Source organism: Rhodococcus sp. ACPA4 (genome assembly GCF_002300185.1).
Taxonomy (GTDB): domain Bacteria; phylum Actinomycetota; class Actinomycetes; order Mycobacteriales; family Mycobacteriaceae; genus Rhodococcus_F; species Rhodococcus_F globerula.
Map to the genome: position 1 here is coordinate 4,451,244 of NZ_NSDY01000001.1, position 17,906 is coordinate 4,469,149.

At 60.6% G+C, this 17,906-nt stretch carries 10 protein-coding genes and 1 pseudogene; 6 read left to right on the top strand and 5 right to left on the bottom strand.

What is annotated here, in order from left to right:
• Positions 1–80 precede the first annotated feature (80 nt).
• Positions 81–2,168: a PhoX family protein gene (locus CJ178_RS20405; RefSeq protein ID WP_095887518.1), complete on the top strand. Its 2,088-nt coding sequence runs from the start codon at positions 81–83 to the stop codon at positions 2,166–2,168.
• An 80-nt stretch (positions 2,169–2,248) separates the two neighbouring features.
• On the opposite strand, the gene CJ178_RS20410 is transcribed toward CJ178_RS20405, so the two are convergent.
• The 3 genes from CJ178_RS20410 to ggh form a co-directional block, all read right to left on the bottom strand.
• A complete protein-coding gene (locus CJ178_RS20410; protein WP_143547528.1) occupies positions 2,249–8,737 on the bottom strand; it encodes an isopeptide-forming domain-containing fimbrial protein in 6,489 nt (2,162 codons plus the stop codon).
• 967 nt (positions 8,738–9,704) lie between these two features.
• The gene (locus tag CJ178_RS20415; RefSeq protein ID WP_045065998.1) at positions 9,705–10,451 is read right to left on the bottom strand and encodes a glycoside hydrolase family 25 protein; all 747 of its coding nucleotides are present in this window, start codon (positions 10,449–10,451) and stop codon (positions 9,705–9,707) included.
• A 62-nt stretch (positions 10,452–10,513) separates the two neighbouring features.
• Entirely contained in the window at positions 10,514–11,851 is a 1,338-nt protein-coding gene (ggh, locus tag CJ178_RS20420; RefSeq protein WP_045065999.1) for a glucosylglycerate hydrolase, read from the bottom strand.
• 127 nt (positions 11,852–11,978) lie between these two features.
• On the opposite strand from ggh, the gene CJ178_RS20425 reads away from it, so the two are divergent.
• Positions 11,979–12,890 carry a cation transporter gene (locus CJ178_RS20425; RefSeq protein ID WP_095887520.1) on the top strand — a complete coding sequence of 304 codons (912 nt, stop codon included), beginning with the start codon at positions 11,979–11,981 and terminating at the stop codon, positions 12,888–12,890.
• A gap of 23 nt (positions 12,891–12,913) precedes the next feature.
• Here CJ178_RS20425 and CJ178_RS20430 read toward each other — a convergent pair whose 3' ends face one another.
• A complete protein-coding gene (locus CJ178_RS20430; protein ID WP_095887521.1) occupies positions 12,914–13,915 on the bottom strand; it encodes a PHP domain-containing protein in 1,002 nt (333 codons plus the stop codon).
• Positions 13,916–13,975: 60 nt separating this feature from the next.
• Between CJ178_RS20430 and CJ178_RS32830 the strand changes: the two are divergent.
• The 4 genes and pseudogenes from CJ178_RS32830 to CJ178_RS20445 form a co-directional block, all read left to right on the top strand.
• Positions 13,976–14,377 (top strand): annotated as a pseudogene (locus CJ178_RS32830) (TIGR03668 family PPOX class F420-dependent oxidoreductase); the annotation flags it as partial.
• The gene (locus CJ178_RS33060; RefSeq protein WP_045066818.1) at positions 14,378–15,094 is read left to right on the top strand and encodes a cyclase family protein; all 717 of its coding nucleotides are present in this window, start codon (positions 14,378–14,380) and stop codon (positions 15,092–15,094) included. It begins immediately after the preceding pseudogene.
• 143 nt (positions 15,095–15,237) lie between these two features.
• Positions 15,238–16,368 carry an ABC transporter permease gene (locus CJ178_RS20440; RefSeq protein ID WP_179300787.1) on the top strand — a complete coding sequence of 377 codons (1,131 nt, stop codon included), beginning with the start codon at positions 15,238–15,240 and terminating at the stop codon, positions 16,366–16,368.
• The gene (locus CJ178_RS20445; RefSeq protein ID WP_095887522.1) at positions 16,365–17,048 is read left to right on the top strand and encodes an ABC transporter ATP-binding protein; all 684 of its coding nucleotides are present in this window, start codon (positions 16,365–16,367) and stop codon (positions 17,046–17,048) included. Before CJ178_RS20440 ends, CJ178_RS20445 begins: the two co-directional genes overlap by 4 nt.
• Here the strand turns inward: CJ178_RS20445 and CJ178_RS20450 are convergent.
• Positions 16,972–17,904: a metal ABC transporter permease gene (locus tag CJ178_RS20450; protein ID WP_218833738.1), complete on the bottom strand. Its 933-nt coding sequence runs from the start codon at positions 17,902–17,904 to the stop codon at positions 16,972–16,974. The genes CJ178_RS20445 and CJ178_RS20450 overlap by 77 nt on opposite strands.
• Between the last annotated feature and the right edge of the window lie 2 nt (positions 17,905–17,906).

A 17,906-nucleotide genomic window follows, 5' to 3' on the forward strand; every position in this document is an offset into this window, starting at 1 on the left:
CGTTCATTATTACGTTCCTTTACCCTCGCTTACGGCTTCTACGGTTCCCGAGACCATTCAACGAATCTCGGGAGTTCACGGTGGCTATCAAGCCTTTGGCACTGTTTGTCAAACACGACGGTGTGTCCTCACGCGCGTCGATCACCTGCCAGTACAAGTGTGGAAACGCCTGCTCGCACGAGGTACCCAACACCTCGGAAGGTGCGTACTTCCGCGATATCGCCCGCGCTGCCCTGAGCCGACGCGGCATGTTGCGCGGCAGTGGCATGGCTGTGCTGGCAGTCGGGGCGGGTAGCGCACTCGCCGGCTGCTCGGACGGAACAGCCGAAGCCGCGCCCGGAACCGGCTCGGCAGGCAGCAGCGACGGTGGCACCGGGAGCACGCCGGCCGGCACCAACTTCACCGCCGTCGCCCCCAACAAAGCCGATGCGGTTACCGTCCCGGAGGGGTACGAACAGGGCGTCGTCATCCGCTGGGGTGACGCCGTTCTCGCCGGAGCACCGGCCTTCGACTTCGAGAACCAGACCGCGGCAGCACAGGCGCTGCAGTTCGGATTCAACAACGACTTCGCCGGCCTCCTGCCCGTCGAGGGGCAGCCGAACACCTATCTGCTCGTAGTCAATCACGAGTACTCCACGGAACCGGCAATGTTCCGCGGCTACGACGCCGAGAACCCCACCGAAGAGCAGGTCAAGATCGGCCTCGCCAGCCACGGACTCTCCGTCGTACAGGTCAAGGGCGACTCCGGGTCCGGCAAGCTGGTTCCCGAAATCGGCGCCAACAACCGTCGCATCACCGGGACAACCGAATTCCTTGTCACCGGGCCCGCCGCGGGCAGCGACTTCCTCAAGACCAGCGCCGATCCGACCGGCACCAAGGTACTGGGCACGCTCAACAACTGCGCCGGCGGCGTAACCCCCTGGGGCACCGTGCTTTCCGGCGAAGAAAACTTCAATCAGTACTTCGCCAATGCGGAGGCCGTCACCGATCCCATTGTCGCGCCACGTTTGAAGCGATACGGCCTGGCCGGCGGTGCGTCTGAACGTAAGTGGGAACGCTTCGACAAGCGCTTCGATCTGGTGGCAGAACCCAACGAGGTGAACCGCTTCGGATACGTCGTCGAGGTCGACCCGTGGGATCCGTCTTCGACTCCCGTCAAGCACACCGCGCTCGGCCGCTTCAAGCACGAAGCCGCCACCATCTACATCACCTCCGACGGCACAGTCGTGGCTTACAGCGGTGACGACGAGCGCTTCGACTACATGTACAAGTTCGTCTCGAGCCGAAAGATGCAGGACGGTAAGAGCCAAGCGGCCATGCGCCACAACATGACCCTGCTCGACGCCGGAACACTGTACGTCGCAAAGCTCAGCGGAAACTCTGCCGGCGAGATCGACGGAACCGGCAAGCTTCCGTCGGACGGTAAGTTCGACGGAACCGGCGAGTGGGTAGCCATCCTGCGGACCGGCGAAGACGGTAAGGGCGAATCGTTGGTCGACGGCTTGAGCGCCGAAGAGGTAGCCGTTTTCACCCGCCAGGCCGGTGACAAGGTCGGGGCAACGAAGATGGATCGCCCCGAAGACTTCGAGGCAAACCCGAAGAGCGGCAAGGTATACGTCGCGCTGACCAACAACACCAAGCGCGGAGTCGACGGCGGCGCAGCGGCCGATGAGGCAAACCCCCGGAACAACAACAAGAACGGTCAGGTCCTCGAAATCGCCGACGATCACGCCGGCACCACCTTCGGCTGGAATCTTCTTCTCGTCTGCGGAGATCCGGCTACAGCTGATACCTACTTCGGTGGATTCGACAAGAGCAAGGTCAGCCCGATCTCGTGCCCGGACAACCTTGCTTTCGACCCACACGGCAACCTGTGGATCTCGACGGACGGTAATGCACTGAAGTCCAACGACGGACTGTTCAGCGTCGTCCTCGAAGGCGAAAATCGGGGTGAGACAAAGCAGTTCCTCACTGTTCCCGTCGGCGCCGAAACCTGCGGTCCCATCGTGGACGAGAAGCGCGTCATCGTCTGCGTCCAGCACCCCGGTGAAACCGACGATGCCAGCATCGAAAGCCCCGCTTCCCATTGGCCCGATGGCGGCGCCTCCCAGCCTCGCCCGTCGGTAGTCGCCGCCTGGAAGAAGGACGGCTCTCGGATCGGCTCGTAACACTCCACGAAAACGACTGTGGGGCAGATCGCATACTCTGCGATCTGCCCCACATCGTTTACCTCAGATTCTCACGAGAATCAGTTGTCACCATCCTCGCGACGCCTACGCGTCAGGAGAACAACACCCGTTCCCAGCGCCAGCAGCAGAACCAATCCGCCCGCTGCAAGCAACGTGGTGTTCACGCCACTCTCACCAGCGCCACCACCCGAGTTGATCGTTCCACCCTTAGGAGCAGACGTCGTCGCCTTCGGCTGACCCGGGGTTGCTGTCGGCGGCTTCGGCTGTCCCGGAACCGTGGTCGTAACCGGCTGACCCGGAACCGTCGGCGGGATGACGATCGGAGGAACAACGACGATCGGGGGAATGATGATCGTCGGCGTAACCGGCACCGTCGTGGTCGGCGGCGTCGTGGTCGGCGGGTCCGTCGTGACCGGTGTCGTCGGCGGCGTAGTTGTCGTCACGCCACACGGATCCACAATCTCTTCCGCGACAACTTCTTCTGTCGTGGTTTCGTCCGTGGTGGTCTCCTCCGTAGTGGTGGATTCCTCCGTACCGGTCACATCAGCATCACCGGCAGTGGTCGCGCTAGCCGTCGTCGTCGCAGCCGTGGTGGTCGGAACCACCGTGGTCGTCGTCGGAGGAACACAAGGCTCCGTCGTGACCGGCGGCGTCGTGGTGGTCGTCGGCGGCACCGTAGTGGTGGTCTCCGGCGGGTCTATCGGGTGTTCGGTGCAGAGAGCGTCGCCTGGGACACAGTCCACCGGCGGGTTCTCGCCACCAACCACCAGGTAGTTGTTCAGAACACCCGGAGTGAATCCGGGACCTGACAACGTTCCGATCTCAGGATTGACCTTGACGGTGTACGTCACCGTCGCGCTCTCACCCTTGGCCAGCTTTCCGGTGACCGTGAAGACGTTGTCAACGACACCCGAAACAACCAGCGTGGAAGTGGTAGCCGGATCCTTCGTCATTACTGCATCGTCGAGAACATCGGTCAGATCGTCGTAGAAGCTGATCTCACCATCCGCGGTGCCCACATTCTTGAACGTGAGCGTGTACGTGATCTCCTGGCCGCCAACCACACGGTTTGTGGTGGACGGATCAGAGGACTTCAGTACCTCAATTGCGGGAGTGCCCTCCACCGGATGCTCGGTCGTCACCGGCGGAGGAGTGATCTCCGGACCGGTCGGCGGCTTCGCAGTACCGGTGACCTTGTTGTTGATCAGAACGCCGCCGGCAACACCGTCGTTGATCTTCACCTGGTAGGTCAGAACAACCGACTTACCAGCCTCGAGTGCACCAGTCCAACTCAACGTCGTACCCGACAGGGTCGGAGCAGTCGCGTCGACACCGTCGACCGTTGCCTTGAGCGAACCGTCCACCAACACCGCGTTGTCGAGAACCTTCGACAGATCATCGGTCAACACCACCGGATCAAGGGTCGTGTTACCCGTGTTCGCACCCGTCACCGAGTACGTGATCGTCTGACCAGCAGCAACATTGGTACCCGACACCGGATCCGCAGTCTTCGCGACCGTGAACCCCGGAACCTTCACCGGATGCTCGGTCGTCACCGGCGGAGGAGTGATCTCCGGACCGGTCGGCGGCTTCGCAGTACCCGTGACCTTGTTGTTGATCAGAACGCCGCCGGCAACACCGTCGTTGATCTTCACCTGGTAGGTCAGAACAACCGACTTACCCGCTTCGAGTGCACCCGTCCACGAGAGCGTGGTGCCCTCGAGGGTCGGAGCAGTCGCGTCGACACCGTCGACCGTTGCCTTGAGCGAACCGTCCACCAACACCGCGTTGTCGAGAACCTTCGACAGATCATCGGTCAACACCACCGGATCAAGGGTCGTGTTACCCGTGTTCGCACCCGTCACCGAGTACGTGATCGTCTGACCAGCAGCAACATTGGTACCCGACACCGGATCCGCAGTCTTCGCGACCGTGAACCCCGGAACCTTCACCGGATGCTCGGTGCACAGCGCCGTCGCCGGATCACACACCTCCGGAGGATCAACCGGAGGAGTCGTACCCGGAACAACGAAGTTGAGCACCGTGTTGTCGGCATTCGCCGCAACGCGATCGGCATCAGCCTTGACCGTGACGGTGTACGTCACCGTCTTGCTCTCGCCGGCCGCCAGGGTTCCCGTCACCGAGAAACCATCCGCACCGACCATCGCAGCAGTCAACGGAGCATCAGCAGTCAAGCTGCCCGCAACCAGATCAGCATCGTCGAGCAGACCACGCAGATCATCGAAGTGCGCGACCTCACCCGCACCGTTACCGGTGTTCGTGAACGTGAGCGTGTACTTGATGTCCTGACCGGCAACAACATTCGAACCCGAAGCCGGATCAGAAGACTTCACCACAGCGATCTTCGGAGACACCACAGGATGCTCGGTCGTCACCGGCGGAGGAGTGATCTCCGGACCGGTCGGCGGCTTCGCAGTACCCGTGACCTTGTTGTTGATCAGAACGCCGCCGGCAACACCGTCGTTGATCTTCACCTGGTAGGTCAGAACAACCGACTTACCCGCTTCGAGTGCACCCGTCCACGAGAGCGTGGTGCCCTCGAGGGTCGGAGCAGTCGCGTCGACACCGTCGACCGTTGCCTTGAGCGAACCGTCCACCAACACCGCGTTGTCGAGAACCTTCGACAGATCATCGGTCAACACCACCGGATCAAGGGTCGTGTTACCCGTGTTCGCACCCGTCACCGAGTACGTGATCGTCTGACCAGCAGCAACATTGGTACCCGACACCGGATCCGCAGTCTTCGCGACCGTGAACCCCGGAACCTTCACCGGATGCTCGGTGCACAGCGCCGTCGCCGGATCACACACCTCCGGAGGATCAACCGGAGGAGTCGTACCCGGAACAACGAAGTTGTTCAAGAACACCCCACCGACGACATCGGCATTGACCTTCACCGAATACGTCACCGTCTTGCTCTCGCCGGCCGCCAGGGTTCCCGTCACCGAGAAACCATCCGTGCCGACCATCGTCGCAGCCAACGGAGCATCAGCAGTCAAACCACTGAGAACACCCTTGTCCACAACCTGACGCAGATCGTCGAAGTACGCGACCTCACCCGCACCGTTACCGGTGTTCGTGAACGTGAGCGTGTACTTGATGTCCTGACCGGCAACAACATTCGAACCCGAAGCCGGATCAGAGGACTTCACCACAGCGATCTTCGGAGACACCACCGGATGCGTCGTGCACAGCTGCGTCGCCGGATCACACACCTCCGGAGGATCAACCGGAGGAGTCGTACCCGGAACAACGAAGTTGTTCAAGAACACCCCACCGACGACATCGGCATTGACCTTCACCGAATACGTCACCGTCTTGCTCTCGCCGGCCGCCAGGGTTCCCGTCACCGAGAAACCATCCGTGCCGACCATCGTCGCAGCCAACGGAGCATCAGCAGTCAAACCACTGAGAACACCCTTGTCCACAACCTGACGCAGATCGTCGAAGTACGCGACCTCACCCGCACCGTTACCGGTGTTCGTGAACGTGAGCGTGTACTTGATGTCCTGACCGGCAACAACATTCGAACCCGAAGCCGGATCAGAGGACTTCACCACAGCGATCTTCGGAGACAGGACAGGATGCTCGGTCGTCACCGGCGGAGGAGTGATCTCCGGACCGGTCGGCGGCTTCGCAGTACCCGTGACCTTGTTGTTGATCAGTGTGCCGCCGGCAACACCGTCGTTGACCTTCACCTGGTAGGTCAGAACAACCGACTTACCCGCTTCGAGCGCACCAGTCCACGAGAGCATGGTCCCCGACAGAGTCGGAACAGCGGCAGGAGCACCATCGACCGTCGCCTTGAGCGAACCGGCCACGAGCGTCGCGTTGTCGAGAACCTTCGACAGATCATCGGTCAACACCACCGGATCAAGGGTCGTCTTACCGGTGTTCGCACCCGTCACCGTGTACGTGATCGTCTGACCAGCATTGACGCCGGTACCCGGCGCCGGATCCGCTGTCTTCGCGACCGTGAACCCAGGAACCGAGTGATTCGTCTCCACCGAAGGAGGAGTGATCTCTGGACCGGTCGGCGGCTTCGCAGTACCGGTGACCTTGTTGTTCAAGACTGTGCCCGCGGCAACGCCGTCGTTGACCTTCACCTCATAGGTCAGAACAACGGACTTACCGGCTTCGAGAAGTCCGGTCCAGGAAAGCGTGGTGCCCGACAGCGTCGGGGCGGCGACAGGAGCACCGTCGACGGTCGCCTTCAGCGAACCGGGAACGACAGCAGCATTGTTGAGAACCGCACCCAGATCATCGTTGATCTTTACCGGATCAAGGTTCGTCTTGCCGGTGTTGGTTCCGGTGACGGTGTACTTGATCGACTCGCCGGCCTGAACCGTCGAACCGGAAATCGGATCAGCAGTCTTCTCCAGTTTGAAGCCGGGAACCGAGTGATTCGTCTCCACCGTAGGAGGAGTGATGTCCGGACCGGTCGGCGGCTTCGCAGTACCCGTGACCTTGTTGTTCAGAACCGTGCCCGCGGCAACGCCGGCATTGACCTTCACCTGGTAGCTCAGAACAACAGACTTACCAGCCTGGAGATTGGCGGACCACGACAAAATGCTGCCCGACAGGGTCGGAGCAGCGACAGCAGCACCGTCGACGGTCGCCTTCAGCGAGCCCGGAACGATAGCAGCATTGTTGAGAACCGCACTCAGATCGTCTTTGATCGTCGCGGGAGTTAGGGCCGTCTTGCCGGTGTTAGCACCGGTGACGGTGTACGTAATTGTATCGCCGGCCTGAACCGTCGAACCTGTCGCGGGCACAGCGGTCTTCGCGACTGTGAACCCGGGCATGGGATGCGTCGTGCAGAGATTGGTTGCAGGATCACATGTTGTGGGAGGAGTTGTTGTCCCCGGAACGAGGTAGTTGTTCAGGACTTTGTTACCACCGCCTTTGACCGTGACGGTGTAGGTGACTGTCCCTTTGCCGCCGGCTGGCAATGTGCCGCCGACTTTGATTTTGTCGGCGCCATCCAATGCAGCGGTGAGTCCGCCTGTAGCAGCACCGACCGCAACCGTTCCGTCATCAATGACGTCGGCAAGGAAGTCCGTGTAGTCGATCGTTGCCGGCGCAGTGCCGGGATTCTCGAAATTCAGAGTGTAGGTGATTGTTTGGCCGATATTGACAGTCTCACCGGTAGGTGGTGACGACGACTTCTTCACGAGAACCGGGGTATTGATGATCTTGCAGTACGCGTTGTCACCAGGTGCCAATGCTGTCTGCGCAACTCCACCAGCTTGAAGATTCTTGGCCACACCATTGACCTGGCAGTCCCACTTCGTCGCGTAGTTCGCGGTCTTGGTCGCCGAAGTAGTGGGCTTCTCCCAGAACGTGACGGGGGTAGGCGTCGTGTCAGCGAGGAGCATCCGCCAACCGGTGGACGCGGTGGTATCCGTAGCTCCGGTATCGGTGGTCTTGAGCACCTGTCCGCTCGCAGCATTTGCATCGGCGAAAGTACCGGTGCTTGTTCCGATGGTGAAGTCGTCGCCAGGACTGACTCGCGTAAGTTCCTTGTCGATCTTGACCCTCGGCAACAAGATGCCGAACGCAACACCCTGTCGGGACGTTGAATCCGTGGTGTTTCCGAAAGTGCCCGCGAAGGAAGTCGGCGCTGTCGCAGCCAGTACTACCGCTCCAGGTGAGTAATTCTTGCTGAAATCGTTGTCCCACCACGAGTCGCACCGAACCGAGTTCGTTCCCAACCCGGTCAGTCCATCGGCGCCCCCGACCGTGCCGTTGCAGGCCCGAATCGGCGGCCATCCGGCAGTTCCGGGTATACCCATGGTGCGATCGATCTGACGAAAGTTCTTGTCCGACTGGAAGGACAGGAACTCCTTGTTGTTATCGGCAACAGGGTCCGTCGATTCGGCATCCGCCACAACAAGCCCGTAATTGTTGACGGATCCGTTAGGCCCATTCATCACGATATTGTCGAGCTTGATTGTTCCGCCGGACTGGACCCTCGTCGACCCGTTCATGTCCGGAACCGTTTGGTACAAAGCAGGCTTGACCGTGTTGGGAACACCCGTATACGCGACAGTGCCGAGCGACGAGAATTTCGCCTCGGCAGGCAAGGGACGCGCAGTGACGCCCGTATGCGGCTTTGTCGTGGATCCGTCAATCGAGTTGACCAGCTTGGCATTGAAGCTGATGGAGTAGATATCCGTCAGCTTGACTGTCATCGGCTGTCCAGCTGCTGAGGTTGCGGCAGCCTGGTTGAACGTCGACATATCGATCCAGCAGATGTTCTGCGAGAGATTGCCGGTGTTGGGCGCACTGAACGCACAACCAGTGGGCGGTTGCTCGTCCGGCAGAACAGCGGCGCGAGCCGGCGTCTGAGCCTGAACGGGACCGCCGAGCGTCGCGGCCGGCTGTGCTGATGCAGCTACTGCCGTCGCGCCGGAGAGGCCGAGAATCAACGCGATGGTGGTCCACACCACCGTCCACGCTCGCACCCAGGGCGGTAGCCCTGCGGTGAATAAAGCCGACCTTGTCGGCGGTAAGTCGTTAGGCATTTCTAGCTCCCCAGGATGTGCCTGATCGATATTCGGTGGACGGAGATGCGAGAGCGATTGCGCGAACTCCCGTTTGATCGGTTGGTTCGGGTCGGTGCGCCGGTTTTCGGCTGATCGACCTCGCACCGGACGCTGCTGCCGGTCCTGCCATTCGAGCTCCTCTTCGGGTAACACCTGCGTGTTGGAAGAGCCGTCCTGTGCAGGACTTTGGCCCTCGAAATCCATGCAAATCGAGAGCAATCTTCCAGTTATCTCGATCAAGATAACAGATAACCGGGAGCTTGCCCACCGAAAGATGGACAAAGCAGACTGATAGTCGCTTTCCTTCGTTGATCGAACAAGGTCCGCTGGGTAGCTTTGGCCAACCGGACAATCTGACAAAATTGGCCGTCGCTGGGTCACACACGACTTGAAGCGGCGTTTTGGCTGGATACGCCAGGTTGCTGGAACGATGGAGCAACCCGGCCGATCTAGACAAATGACCAGTATGCATAACCGCTGTTGAATGCACCACAGCGTATGAACTTCGACCCAGAACACTTACAGCCGACGATGGTTCCGTCGGCAGCCCGAACGCGCCGAAATCGAATGAACGATCGCGATCAATTCATTCAGGGCTGTAGGTAACGAAGTGAGGGGAAGCCCCGATAGACGGATGGCAGGGGGATCAAAACGCCACTAGTAGGTGCCAGTAACCATCCAGTAAGACCAAACTTCAAGTCCGTTTTGTGAAAATTTCTACGGGGGATTTCAGCCAATTTCCCACCATAGCTATCATCTGAGCCCACGTAGCTAGCAAAGTGTTCCCCGATTTTGGCTACCGTTCCGCTGAATTTCTCGTAACCACAGAGCTACATGCGGACCAATCGGTCACGCATCACGGGACACAGCAAACAACATTCCAGGTCCTGAATAGGGCCAGAGGGCCCGAAAAGGACACTGCAAGAGCGCAAGCAGTCGCACACGCCTAGCTGCTGCCGAGCCCCACGCTGTTGGAGTAACGGCCGAAGTCACCCTGGGCTCCGCTGTAGACATTGATATCGGTGTTACCGACAATCCCCGGTATGCGTCCTGTGCTCGTGTACTGCCAGAAGGTCCAATTCGACCACCCACCAGGCAAGGGTCCCGGAGCGCTCTGACCGTTGTAATCAGCGATCCAGAGCGGATAGTGGTTGAATTCCGTGGTGTTCGCCATCTGCGTGTACCAGAAGTTGGGATACGTGTAGATGATCGGCTGCCGTCCGGTCAACGCCTGGACGGTGTTCAGATACCGGTGAGTCCAGTCGATCACCTGCGATGCCGGCAAGCCTTTTGCGTCTTCGAGATCGAGGACGGGAGGCAAATCACCAGGACCGTTGATACCGAGGACCATTGCCGCATAGAACGCAGCTTGCGCTTCCGGCGACGCTCGCACGTCTGCGTAGTGATAGGCGCCGCGCGCAACGCCCGCAACGCGCATGCGAAGGCAATCCTGGACGAAATACGGATTCACGTAGTTCAGCGACTCTGTCGCTTTGACCATCGCGAACTCATGCCCCGACGCCCGCACCTGGAACCAGTCGATACCGGTTCCATCCACATGCTGCCAAGACGAAACGTCCGGCCCGCGGGGAGCATCCGCCGCAGCGAGACCCGGGGCCGTCAATGCAACGGCCGCAGCCATCACGATCGGGGTTAGTCTGCCTAAGGTCCTGACGGTGCGTCGCTCGGCCATTCCCCGAGCGTAGGGACTGCTGCCGGATTTGTCTGTTGTTTCACGAACTATTCAGACGCTGGTCATCCCAACCAATCGAGAACCGCTGCCGCCGTCCAGGATTGCTGCATGCTGCCCAACGGCTCACCCGTAAAGGGTTCGTAATACTCGGCAAAACTGCCGTCACTGGCCTGCCTGAGTCCCTCCGCCCGGAGAACATACGATCGTTCAGCCCATCCACGACGCGCAAACGCCCATGAGAACAGCCAGGTGATCACCGGCCAGACAGGTCCACGCCAATACTCACGCGGACGGAAATCGCCGGACACCGGGGAAGTGGACGGCGGGACGGCAAATCTCATGTCCGGATGCCCGCAGAACTTCGGCCCCTCGAACGTTCGTAACAGCGAACGTTCAGCATCGCGACTAAGTCCACCACACAACAATGGCGCAAACATCGCGATGGTCTCGGTATTCACCCAGCGTCCCGTACGGAGATCAAAATCCTTTGCCGCGCCGCTTCTTTCGTCCGTCGTGGCTATGACACCTCGACGGAATCGGTCTGCCCAACCGCGCAGATCTCGCACATCGGAGTTCGGCCGCGAATGTTCCTCACCGATGGTCGCCAGGACATCGCAGGCCATAGAGAAGACGGCTGAGACAAATACGTCCTCGACTGCAAAACTCATTGCGGTAGAAAGCTGTTGGTCGTCGTAGCGCACCGATTTCATTTCTTCGAGCAGCCACAGATAGCGATCGTATTCGTGATCCTTGGGACGTTGCGTCAGGTCCGTTACAACAGCAAGGTCGGCTCGCTGGTACGCAGGAACCTGTCCCGCAACAACATTCCCGTACGCCGCATCCCAACGTGGAGAGTTGTCCATCCCCGATTCCCAGCCGTGATAGAGCGCTATCCGACCATTACCGTCGAGATCTCGTGCCTCGGCAAGCCAACGATGCCACCGAACCAGATCATTCCACCGCCGATCCAAGAACTCCTCGGCAACCGCTCGCGTCGTACGGCCGTGACGACGTGAATGATCGAGGATTCGTTGCACGGCAATCGCATGTACCGGCGGTTGGGTAATCCCGGATGTCGCCGTGCCTATCGGCGCATGCGCAGCCAACGCATTGACGTCCCACCGCGTCGGACCGGGAAAATAGCCGTCGACGCCGTTTGCAAAAACAATGTGCGGGATCATTCCGTTCTTCCACTGCGCGTCGAGCAAGGTATCGAGTTCTACAACGGCTCGTTCCACACTCAACGGAGCCAATCCGACAGCAACAAACGCCGCGTCCCAACTCCACATATGTGGATAAAGCTTGGGAGCAGCGCTAGTCATCGTGCCCAGATCATTACCGCGCAGCAGATAGGCGGCTCGGGCAGCGAGCTGTGTCGGGGTGAATCCACGGTCGGCCATAGAAGTCTATTTTGCGTCGAGTACGGCTTCTGCGCTCATCGGAGTGGCGCGGTGAGTCTTTCTCGGAACCACTTTGCTGGTATTCCTACGGGAAGAAGTTACTAAACCGACAAGGCGGTTGCGGGTCATGGGCATCAAAGAAGAGTCAGCGGAGCGCGAGCGCAAGACCCTGCGGTACTCGCTGATGGTTGCGACAGCCTTGGCAGTCCTGGCCGCGGTGTGGGGGTGGATCTCGCAGTCTCAGGTAATCCTGCTCGACGGTGTGTACGCACTGATCGGCATGGTTCTGACCTGGATGTCGCTGCGCGTCTCCCGGATCGCAGATTCAGGCCCGACGGCGCGCTTCCCGTTCGGCAAGGAAGCTCTGATTCCGGTGGTGATCGCAATTCAGGGCATGGCATTGTTGGCGACTCTCGCGTATGCCGCCGTAGAGGCCGTACGGGTCATCCTGGCCGGCGGAGCCGATGTGACGGCCGGGTCGCTCGCAGCTTACGGCGCGATCAGTGCAGCAGTGTCCGTACTGATCTGGCGCTACGTCGGAAAGGTCGACCGCACATCCGATCTCCTGGTGGCCGAGGCCAGGCAGTGGGGAGCCTCGGCCGCCTTCAGCGCGCTGGTTGCCGTAGGCGCCGTTGTCGCAATGATCCTGGGACGCACCGATTTCTCCGATGCCGATCGATACGTCGACTCCGTGCTCGTCCTGATCGGCTGTGCGATGCTGGTCCCACAACCCTTGGCTCTGTTGCGAACTGCTCTGGTGGAACTGCTCGAAGGCGCTCCCAGTCAACAGGTTCAGGCGCATGTCCACGACGCGATCGCAGCTGTTCGCGATGAATTCGATTTGGATGAACCAGCCCTGACGATGAGCAAGGTCGGCCGCAAGCTGTACGTCGAAGCCATGTTCATGGTCCCTCCCCATACGTGGGAGATCGACGACGAAGATGCGGTACGACGCACATTCGCCAAACACCTCGCCGATCTGCCGTACGAACCATGGCTCAACATCGAACTGACCACAGATCCTGCCTTGATGCTGTAGAACCATCGCACTCAAACGCGGCGTTAGTTGCCAGCCCATTCGAGGAGCGCGTCGGCCGTCCACGTGTTGATCACCCGATCGGCGTCGACGCCGCACTTTTCGGCGCGCTCGCACCCGTAGCCCTGCCATGCCAATTGGCCGGGAGCATGAGCGTCGGTGTCGATGGAGAACATGCAGTCGAGATCGAGGGCCAACTCGATCAACCGCGACGGCGGATCACGACGTTCGGGCCGGGAATTGATCTCCACAGCAGTACCGGATTCGCGGCAGGCCTCGAACACTTTCTCGGCGTCGAACTGCGATTCGGGACGAGTACCGCGACCACCCTCGACAAGCCGGCCGGTGCAGTGGCCGAGAATGTCTACCCGCGGATTACGCACCGCGGCAAGCATTCTGCGAGTCATGGCCTCGCGTCCGGATCGCAGTTTGGAATGCACACTCGCCACCACGATGTCGAGCTCGTCGAGCAGATCCGGGTCCTGATCGAGGGAACCGTCTTCGAGGATGTCGACCTCGATCCCCGTAAGGATCCGGAACGGGGCCAGTTCCGCATTCAATGCGGCAATGACGTCGAGTTGAGCTCGCAGGCGATCCGCGGACAGCCCGTTGGCGACGGTCAGACGCGGTGAGTGGTCGGTGAGCGCGCAGTAGTCATGGCCCAACGCGGCAGCCCGTCGCATCATTTCCTCGATGGGGCTGCCGCCGTCGGACCAATCGGAGTGCGTGTGCAGATCGCCGCGCAAAGACTGCCGCAGCGGGCCGTCGCCGATAGGTTGCGCCTGTCCCCGCAACTCGGCGAGGTACTCGGGAACACCGTCGTACGACTGGGCAATGATCGTCGCTGTTTTGGGTCCGATGCCGGTGAGGGCTTTCCAACTGTCGGCCTTGCGACGCGATTCCTTCTCGTCGTCCGACAGCCCTGCGAAGACCTCAGCGGCACGCCGGTAGGCCTTCACTCGGTGCGTCTCGGCCCGCGATCGTTCGAGCCAGTAGGCGATCTCCCGAAGCGCTTCATCCGGTTCCATGGGTCCACTGTTCCGTCAGCAGGCGCTCGCGGCAACCCCTGATCCACTTACGCTGTGGATATGGACGATCCGAAAGCACGATTCTCCACAGCACGAGTAGCACGACTGGCGACCGCCGATACCAACAGTGTTCCCCACATCGTGCCGCTCGTGTTTGTTGTTGTCGGCAACACCGTCTACTCGTGTGTCGACCACAAACCGAAAACCACAACCGCACTTCGCCGGCTGAAGAACATAGCCGCGACGGGCCACGTCAGCCTGCTGGTCGATCGCTACGACGACGACTGGTCGCAGCTGTGGTGGGTACGGGCGGACGGTGATGCCGAAATTCTGGAGCCGGGAACCGACGAGGCGGAGAGCGCGATCGACGCCCTGGCTTCGAAATATCCTCAATACGTTGACACCCGCCCGAACGGGCAGGTGATCGCGGTACGCAATGTCCGCTGGTCTTCGTGGGAATCGCTGCAAAGCAACAGCTTTGGCACACCTCATCGCATCGTCTCGCTCTCACATGTCAACGACCCCGCATCCACGCCGATCTTTCCCGGCGACCCGGAGTTCGCCCTCGAGACGGCCACCACCGTCGAAGCTGACGGCTATTACCTGCAGTACGTCAAGCAGGGTGAACACACCGGAACCCATTGGGGCGCACCGGCACATTTTGAACTCGGCGGCCTGACCGCGGATCAATTGGATCCTGCCGACCTGTACTTACCCGCAGTGAAAATCGACATCCGGGAGAAGTCTGCCCGGAATTCCGACTACATTCTCAGGGTCGACGATCTGGTCGACTGGGAATCGAGGCACGGGCGGATACCGGACGGCGCTGCGGTGATCTTGTGGACCGGCTGGGAATCCCGTTGGGGCACAGATCTGTACGCGAACATCGACGCCTCCGGTATTCATCAGCCGGGCTTTGGCGTCGACGCAGTTCGGTGGCTCCTCGATTCCGGACGGTTGGGCCGACGAGGCGCCCTGGGTACCGACACCTTCGGACCCGACGCCGGGAGCGACGACAGCTACGCCGTCTCCACCCTGCTGTACGGCGCCCATCGCATCAGTCTGGAGAATCTTGCCAACCTGAGTGCCCTCCCCACCACGGGTGCGCATGTGCTTGTGGGAGGCACTGTCAATCGTGGCGGTTCCGGGTCGCCGGCGACGGTGTATGCGCTGATCTGACGTAGATAACGACACTTACCGACACCCTGTCGACATGTTCCCGACAGGGCGTCGGTATGATTACGACACAGTGTCGTAATAGCTACAGCGTCGTAATTGTCGTACAACCGTCGGCCAGGTCGCCGACACACTTCGGAGGCATCATGTTTCTGGCCGTGCGCGAACTCGTGTTCGCGCGAACTCGATTTTTGCTGATGGGCGCCGTGATCGCCCTCATCTCGATCCTGATGGTGATCATGGCCGGACTGTCTTCCGGCCTCGTCAACGACGGCGTATCGGGCCTGCAACGCACACCGGCACAAGCCTTTGCATTTGCCGAAGGCACCAAATCCGATTCCGCATTCAGCCGTTCGGTGGTCACCGAAGAGCAGGCCCAAGCCTGGCGTGAGCGTCCCGACGTAGCCAATGCAGCCCTGTTCGGAAACATGATCGTGAATGCAAAAACCCAGAACGGCACCCCCGTCGACCTCACACTTTTCGGGATCGAGCCTGGCTCGTTCCTCGAACCTGCGGCCGCAGAAGGTACCGCGCTGAGCGGCGAGAACACCGTCATCGTCAGCAACACCGCCCGCGACGAGGGTGTAAAACTCGGCGATACAGTCACCGTCGACCGCCTCGGCACCGATCTGACAGTTGTCGGATTCACCAGTGACCAAAGAACTTTCGGCCACGTCGACGTTGCGTATGTTCCGCTGAGCACCTGGCAACAGATCCATGCCGGTACCAAGGCCGGTGAGGCGCCGCGCGCCGACGCCTACAACGAGGGCAGTGTTATCGCCATCCAAGGCGTCGACGGTGTACTTCCCGATCTGAGTGCCGGCGACGCTGCTGCGGGAACCGCATCGAAGACGTTGACTGAATCTTTCGAATCCTCACCGGGTTACAGCGCCGAGATGATGACGATGACGATGATCAAGGCCTTCCTGTACGCAATATCAGCCTTGGTGGTCGGTGCGTTCTTCACCATCTGGACGGTGCAGCGCAGCCGCGAAATCGCAGTCATGCGCGCCATGGGAGCGTCCACCGGATTTCTGCTGCGCGACGGTCTGATGCAGGCTGTGATCATCCTCGTTGCATCCGTATTGACCGGTGTGGCCGTAGGTTTGGGTCTCGGTAGCCTGCTCACCGGATCCGGGATGCCGTTCGCTCTCGAGGCGGGCCCCGTCGTCAGCGGTGCAGCACTGCTCACCGTCCTCGGTCTTGCCGGAGCCGTTGTTGCCATCGCCCGCATCTCGTCTGTGGACCCCCTTGCCGCGCTAGGAGAAAACCGATGACCGTTACAACTACCACGCTCGGATTGAATCTTGCTGCGGCGCAGCTCTGTTTCGGCGACGGCGACAACAACGTCACCGCACTCGACAATGTCGACCTGAGTGTGTTGCCCGGCGAGATCGTAGCCGTCGTCGGCCCGTCCGGTGCCGGAAAATCCAGTCTGCTTGCCGTTGCCGGTGGACTGACAACCCCGACGGGCGGCACCGTGACCGTGAACGGCACCGCCATTACCGGCCTGTCCAAGAAGAAACTCGCCGAGTTTCGCCGCGACAACATCGGATTCGTGTTCCAGTCCGGCAATCTCATTCCGGCGTTGAGCGCGACCGATCAGTTGCGTCTGGTCGAGAAGATCACCGGCCGAAAGGGATCGAAAACACCGGCAGAATTGCTCGAGGCCGTCGGGATGACCCACCGCGCCAGCAGACGACCGGGTCAACTGTCCGGTGGTGAGCGTCAACGAGTGGGCATTGCGCGCGCTCTGATCAGCGATCCTTCCGTACTGTTGGTGGACGAGCCCACCGCAGCGCTCGACCGGCAACGCAGCCACGACATCGTCGAACTACTTGCCCGCGAAACTCACTCGAGCGGCGTCGCCACCGTCATGGTCACCCACGATCACGAAGTGCTTCGTCACTGCGATCGAGTTCTGGAGATGATTGACGGGCGCCTGCAGGCGCACTGAGCGATCGTCTGCGCCGCTGCACAATCCACTTGGCCAGAACCCCGTGACTGGGGCTGAACAGATAGACCAGAGTGAAGACGATCCCTTGCGTCATCACCACCATGCCGCCGGACGCAGTGTCGAGGTAGTAACTGATGTAGATGCCGGTGATCGCGCATGCTGCCGATATGGCGGGCGCGATCATCAACATCCGCGAAAACCTGTCGGTCAGAAGGTAAGCCGTTGCACCGGGAATGATCAGCATGGCAACCACCAGCACGACCCCGACGGCCTGCAGCGCGACCACGGCGGTGAGCGCGAGAACTCCCAACAGCAACGCACTGAGCCGCTTGGGGGAGAGCCCGATTGCGTTGGCGTGGACGGGATCGAAGGCAAACAGCGTGAGATCGCGGCGCTTGACCAGTAGTACGCCAAGGGCCACAGCACCGAGCACTGCCACCTGCAGAAGATCCGACGAACTCACGCCGAGCAAGTTACCGAAGATGATGTGATTGAGGTCGGTCTGGCTCGGCGTGACCGAGATCAACACCAACCCGAAGGCAAAGAGGGTGGTGAAGACGATCCCGATCGCGGCGTCCTCCTTGACGCGACTCGTGTTGCGTATCAATCCGATCAACGCGACGGCGATCAGCCCGAAAATCAGAGCGCCGATGGCAAACGGTGCTCCGACGACGTAAGCCAGCACCACTCCCGGCAGGACGGCGTGGGACACGGCATCACCCATGAGCGACCACCCGATGAGCACCAACCAGCAGCTGAGCACGCCGCACACCACCGCGGCGACCACGGCAACAGCCAAGGCGCGCACCATGAATCCGTATTCGAGCGGATCGAGAAGTAGTTCCACGATGTTCATCG

Coding starts and splice junctions, on each gene's coding strand:
- ggh (WP_045065999.1), bottom strand. CDS start 11,851: ATGGCCGACCGTGGATTCACCCCGACACAGCTCGCTGCCCGAGCCGCC.
- CJ178_RS20410 (WP_143547528.1), bottom strand. CDS start 8,737: ATGCCTAACGACTTACCGCCGACAAGGTCGGCTTTATTCACCGCAGGG.
- CJ178_RS20440 (WP_179300787.1), top strand. CDS start 15,238: ATGTTTCTGGCCGTGCGCGAACTCGTGTTCGCGCGAACTCGATTTTTG.
- CJ178_RS20445 (WP_095887522.1), top strand. CDS start 16,365: ATGACCGTTACAACTACCACGCTCGGATTGAATCTTGCTGCGGCGCAG.
- CJ178_RS20430 (WP_095887521.1), bottom strand. CDS start 13,915: ATGGAACCGGATGAAGCGCTTCGGGAGATCGCCTACTGGCTCGAACGA.
- CJ178_RS20415 (WP_045065998.1), bottom strand. CDS start 10,451: ATGGCCGAGCGACGCACCGTCAGGACCTTAGGCAGACTAACCCCGATC.
- CJ178_RS20450 (WP_218833738.1), bottom strand. CDS start 17,904: ATGAACATCGTGGAACTACTTCTCGATCCGCTCGAATACGGATTCATG.
- CJ178_RS20425 (WP_095887520.1), top strand. CDS start 11,979: ATGGGCATCAAAGAAGAGTCAGCGGAGCGCGAGCGCAAGACCCTGCGG.